This is a genomic window from Hydrogenivirga sp. 128-5-R1-1 (genome assembly GCF_000171895.1).
In genome coordinates this window covers 1-5187 of record NZ_ABHJ01000035.1, presented here as the reverse complement: position 1 = coordinate 5187, position 5187 = coordinate 1, and the positions used below count along the sequence as shown (strand labels likewise).

Sequence of the window (5187 nt, the reverse complement as noted above, 5' to 3'; positions counted from 1 at the left end):
GCGATAAAGGTCTGGGAAAAGGTGCATAAGGAATTAATGAGAAACAAATTATAGCCTTTTAAAAAATCTAAAAAACTTTTAAAAATCTAAAAAATTAATCTGCTATATAGAACAAATCATTCTAAAAAAAGAATTACAATTTATTAAAAAAATAAATAAGGATTAATAGATGAATGATTTTATTCCAGAAATTAAAATCATTGGTATCGGTGGAGCTGGTTCTAATATTGTTTCAAAAATGGGAAATTTTATAAATCATGTTGAATTATATATTTTAGACACAAATCAAAAATCTCTATCAAAGCATTCTTTAAAAAACAAAATCTTAATTGGAAAATCTGGAATTGGGACAGGTTCAAAGTCTGACATTGGTAAAAGAGCTTTTAATGAAAGTGTGGAAAATATAAAATCTTTATTCAAAGATACAGACCTAATTTTTCTTATTGCTGGTTTTGGAGGGGGAACTGGAACAGGTGTTTTACCAGAAATTGCAAAAGTATTAAAAGAAATGGGGATTTTAACTTTATCTGTTATCACAAAACCATTTAATTTTGAAGGAAAAATAAGAGAAAGAATAGCTAATGAGGGATTGAACAATTTAAAAAATACATCAGACAGCTATCTAATAATAGATAATAATAAGATTTCAAAATTGGCAAAAAGTAATTTAACATTCTTAGAAGCATTTAGCTTAGTTGATGAATTTATAAGCAAAATAATAAAAGAAATTGTTTTAATTTTAACAACACCATCTTTTATAAATCTTGATTTTGCAGATTTAAAAAATATTTTAAAAAACTCCGGAAAATCGGTTGTAGCTATTGGTGAAGGTAGAGGAAATAATAAAATTAAAGATGTATTGGATACAACATTTTCAAATAGTTTACTTGAAGATTATGATATATCAAAAGCTACCAAGTTTATACTAAATATGATAATTTCTGATGATGTTTCTTATGAAGATGTTCAATCTTTAGTCCAGCAGTTAAAAGAAAAACTATACTATAAAGAAAATACCCAAATTATCTTTGGTGTTAATATAGATAAAAATTTAGAAAATCAAATAAGATTAACATTAATTGCTTCAGGATTTGATGAGAAAATAATGGAGATATATAAGAATGACAAAATCTTATATAGAAATCATAAAGTTTCTTCTTGAAAAAAACAGATTTGTAAAAACATCAGAAATACAGAGATTTTTAGAAAATAAAGGGTTATTTACAAAATCATACACTTCCAACAGAAGACTTTTACAAAAGTATCTGGAAAATTTAGAATACGAAGGCTATGTAGTCAGGAGATATCCGGAAACAAAAGGCAGGCAGTCTCAAGAATGGAAAATAAACTCTAAAAGCTTTCCTAAATAGTAGGAATATCAGAAAAGGAGCTTATATCACTCCTTATAACCACAAGCTTTATGCCTGATGATTATAAAAAATTAAGCTTTTTGTCAGATATTGAAAATATAATAAATAGAACAGCCTTTGAAATAGATGAGGAGAAAAAAGAAATTATAGAAAATTCTTTTAAATATGTTCCGGAGTTCCACGAAAAATTTTCAAATTTTAATCCATATCTGCTTGATAAAATATACAAAGGGATTTTTGAAAAGGTTTATTTAAAACTTTTGTATAAAGACAAGCTAATAACAGCTGTTCCAATAAAAATATTTTTGTATCAAGGAATTCTGTACATATCAGTTATAGATGAAAACAACCATCACAGAATATTAAAATTTAGCTGTATAACAAGCATAATCCAGACAGATGAAAAAGTACAGGAATTTTTTATAAGAAAGTATAGAAAGCTAAATTTTGGCTTTGAAGACGAAAAACCATTTATTTTTGCAGTAGATATTCCAGAATGGTATTTAAGATGTGAGGATATTCAAACAACAAAGCTTATAAACACACAGTTTTATGCAGAAGAAAACGGAGAAAATATCAAGGTTTATCTAATAGGTTATACAGGCTGGAGATTTCCATCAAGAATGTTCGTGCCACATATTGAGAAGATTTACAAACCAGATGAAGAAATTTTAGAAACAGCAAAAAGATTTAAAAGCCAGATAAAACAAATTGATGAAAATATTAGCTTTTCTTTAGATAAAAACTTGAAAAGGTTTAATGAATTTTTGAAAATTTTTGGAGAATACTTAGAACAAAGGAAAAAATTATTAAGTTGTTAAAGGTCTAAATCTTTATAAATATCTTTTCTTTTCCCAACTCTTAGTATAAGAATAATTAGTTTATTATCTTCTGTTTCAAAAATTGCCCTGATTTTTCTTGATATAATAAATCTGTAATAGTTGTCGTATCCCTGCAGTTTTTTAACTTTCTTTGTTCTTTTTAAGACTTCAAAGTTTTCTGCAAGGTATTTTAGCTTTTCAGCTATAAAAATTCTCTCATCAACAGAAAACTTTTCTAAATCTTTCTCCGCAACTTCAGAAATAAGAAGTTTATACATCTATACCAAGCCTTTTAAACACTTTATCAGCTTCTTTGACTTTTATTTTACCTTCTTTTATTCCTTTACTTACCTTTTCTGCTATAATTCCATCAATATAATCAAGATAAAAATCAAGAGCCTTTTCTACAATTTCACTTTGTGAAACTTTGAGAATTTTTGATATATTTTCCAGTTCCTTTGCAAGACTTTCTTCCATACTAATTAGTTTTTTTACCGTTGCCATTTAAATCACCTTTTGATTTTTATATATCTTATAGTATATCTAATTTTATATCTAAGTCAATTTTTTATATATGCAAGATTATTAAAAAGCCCTTTATATAGAACATAACTTTCTAAGAAGTTTCATATACTAAAAACCAAATAATATTTAGGGGGTTGAAAGATGAAAACTTTTGTAAAAGGATTAATTTTAGGTGCTGTTTCTTTTTCTATTATTGCATGTTCATCAAGCACTCCAAAATGTTCTGATGGTAGAACGAAAGAGCTTGTGATTAATATTGCCAAACAGAAACTTTCAAATATTGGATTTGGAGATGTAATTGATAAACTTGATTTTAAAGTAGATAATGTAAGAACAATTGAGTATCAAAAAAGTATAGACAGATATTCATGTCAGGCTGATTTAATCATAAAAAATAAAGAAAATCACCAGTCAAAAAATTTTCCGATAACTTACACAGTCCAGAAAACAGACAACGGCAAGAAGTTTTATGTTGAGGTTTATGGGTTGTAGTAAAATAATTAAAACTTCAACTGGGGGAGTTTTATATGACAGAAAGCCAAAAATTAACACCTAAAATTTTTAAAATATCTTGTTTGTTAAATTCAGAAAAAAAGTTAGAAATTCCAAATTTTCAGCGACCTTATGAATGGGAAGAAGAAAGAATTATTCAATTTTTAAAAGATTTAGATGAAGTTTTTAAAAAGGAATATTTGGAAAAGAGTAATAAAGATTTTGAGTATTTAATTGGGAATATGGTCTTTTTTGAAAGAGAAGGAAAATATCAAATAGTAGATGGACAGCAAAGGATAGTATCTTTAGGGATAATACTTTATGCTTTAGGAGAAAAAGATAATAAGTTTTTAGGTTTAAAGCCTAAAGAACTATCATTCAACACAATAAAAAGAAATTATGAAGTTGTGAAAAACTTTTTAGAAAGCTATCAGCAAGAAAAAAATAAGTTTATAGGCTTTATAAAAAACCATTTAATCGTTAATGCTTTAATTACTGAAGATTTAGACTTTGCCTTTTTCCTATTTGATGCACACAATACAAGAGGTAAACCTTTAGATAGAAAAGATTTATTAAAGGTTCATCACATAAGACTTATTAAAAAAGAAGAGCTAAAAAAAGATTTAGCTAAAACTTGGGAAAATTACGAAAAAGATAAAGAAAAAGAAACAGATAAACCAATAGATAAACTAAAACAAATCCTTCAAATTTTGTCAGTTGCAAGAAAAGGAATAAGAGGAGAACTAAAAGGAGATGACCTTATTGAAAGTGATGTTTATAAGGAGTTTTTATCTGAAGATGAAGGATATATGCTAAACAACTATAATCAACCACCAATTTTTGAAGATTTTGAATTTGACTTCAAAGCAAATGTTTTAAGATTAAAAACAAAACCTTTAAGAACATATTCATTTACAGATATTATTGATGGATATAAATACCTTCCTTTTGAAATTTCACAATCAATAGAAGGGGGAGAAAGATTTTTCTATTTTGTAATTAAGTATTACCATCTAATTAAAGAATTAGAAGAAAAACATAAAAATGTATTTTGCCTATTTGATAATATTAGTGGTAGCGGAAACAGATTTATAAATGCTCTGTATAAGTCCTTGATACTTTTATACTATGACAAATTTGAAGATAAGCTTTTAGAAGATTTTGCAGTTAGATTAATCATAATATTTTCAAATCTAAGGCTAACCTTAAATCAAATCAGAAAAGAAACATTAATAAACAGATATGCGAAACCAGAATCAGATGAGATAAATCTTTTTAGACTAATCTTTTTATCTTACTCTCCAAGCATAGTAAAAAGTAAACTTGATGATTACATAAGGTTTCATATAGAAAGTGAAATAAGAACGAAAGAGGAAACAATAAAAATATATTTTGAAAAAAATGAAATTAAAAGGATAAATTCAAAAAAAACAGATGATAAACAAACTATAGAAAGGACAAAAGGAGATTTTATAAATTATTGGCTAAATAGTAGTTTAAAAGAGAAAATTAGAGAAACTTTAAAGGAATTAGGAAAGAATTGGGAGGAAAATCAAAATGAATAATAACTGTATAGAAAATGAGGAAAACAAAAAATTAGAAAAAGTGTTCTATAAAGATTTAGGAAAATATGAATTTGAAATTCCAATTTATCAAAGACCTTATGCTTGGAGACCTGAAGAGGTTGAAACTCTATTAAATGACTTAAAAGAATATGATGAAGGAGAAGAAAACAAAAACGATGAAGGATATTTTTTAGGCACATTAGTTGTTAACTTGTTAGAAAAAGACGGAGGAAAAGAAAAATTAGAAGTCATAGACGGTCAACAAAGGTTAACAACCCTTTATCTGATAGAAACTGTTTTTCTTAGTCTTAAAAAGAAAAATGAAAAACTTAGAGAGAAAAATGAAAAAATAGATAGAAAAATAAAACTAACCTATGAAATAAGAGAAAGTGATAAAAAATTTTTAAAAGAATG

The 5187-nt window shown here is 26.2% G+C and carries 8 protein-coding genes; 6 read left to right on the top strand and 2 right to left on the bottom strand.

Annotated features, from left to right (window positions below):
• Nucleotides 1-169: 169 nt before the first annotated feature.
• The 3 genes from HG1285_RS06070 to HG1285_RS06080 are packed head-to-tail and all read left to right on the top strand — an operon-like array spanning nucleotide 170 to nucleotide 2191.
• Complete coding sequence (locus tag HG1285_RS06070; protein WP_008288232.1) at nucleotides 170-1162, top strand: cell division protein FtsZ; 993 nt, start codon at nucleotides 170-172, stop codon at nucleotides 1160-1162.
• Nucleotides 1122-1370, top strand: a complete 249-nt coding sequence (locus HG1285_RS06075; RefSeq protein WP_008288231.1) for a hypothetical protein — start codon at nucleotides 1122-1124, stop codon at nucleotides 1368-1370. The genes HG1285_RS06070 and HG1285_RS06075 overlap by 41 nt, the downstream gene beginning before the upstream one ends.
• Nucleotides 1371-1420: 50 nt before the next feature.
• Nucleotides 1421-2191, top strand: coding sequence for a hypothetical protein (locus tag HG1285_RS06080; RefSeq protein WP_008288230.1), 771 nt, complete (start codon nucleotides 1421-1423; stop codon nucleotides 2189-2191).
• On the opposite strand, the gene HG1285_RS06085 is transcribed toward HG1285_RS06080, so the two are convergent.
• Together HG1285_RS06085 and HG1285_RS06090 are read right to left on the bottom strand one after the other, a co-directional pair.
• Nucleotides 2188-2469, bottom strand: a complete 282-nt coding sequence (locus HG1285_RS06085; protein ID WP_008288229.1) for a type II toxin-antitoxin system RelE/ParE family toxin — start codon at nucleotides 2467-2469, stop codon at nucleotides 2188-2190. The two genes, HG1285_RS06080 and HG1285_RS06085, sit on opposite strands and share 4 nt — an antisense overlap.
• Nucleotides 2462-2695 carry a ribbon-helix-helix domain-containing protein gene (locus tag HG1285_RS06090; protein ID WP_008288228.1) on the bottom strand — a complete coding sequence of 78 codons (234 nt, stop codon included), beginning with the start codon at nucleotides 2693-2695 and terminating at the stop codon, nucleotides 2462-2464. The genes HG1285_RS06085 and HG1285_RS06090 overlap by 8 nt, the downstream gene beginning before the upstream one ends.
• 162 nt (nucleotides 2696-2857) lie before the next feature.
• Here HG1285_RS06090 and HG1285_RS17610 point away from each other — a divergent pair, with 162 nt between their 5' ends.
• The 3 genes from HG1285_RS17610 to HG1285_RS06100 all read left to right on the top strand — a co-directional run.
• Nucleotides 2858-3208, top strand: coding sequence for a hypothetical protein (locus HG1285_RS17610; RefSeq protein WP_008288227.1), 351 nt, complete (start codon nucleotides 2858-2860; stop codon nucleotides 3206-3208).
• Between the two features lie 35 nt (nucleotides 3209-3243).
• Entirely contained in the window at nucleotides 3244-4773 is a 1530-nt protein-coding gene (locus HG1285_RS06095; RefSeq protein ID WP_008288226.1) for a DUF262 domain-containing protein, read from the top strand.
• Nucleotides 4766-5187 (top strand): DUF262 domain-containing protein (locus HG1285_RS06100; protein ID WP_008288225.1); only part of this gene is annotated, 422 nt, incomplete at its 3' end. The genes HG1285_RS06095 and HG1285_RS06100, both read left to right, overlap by 8 nt.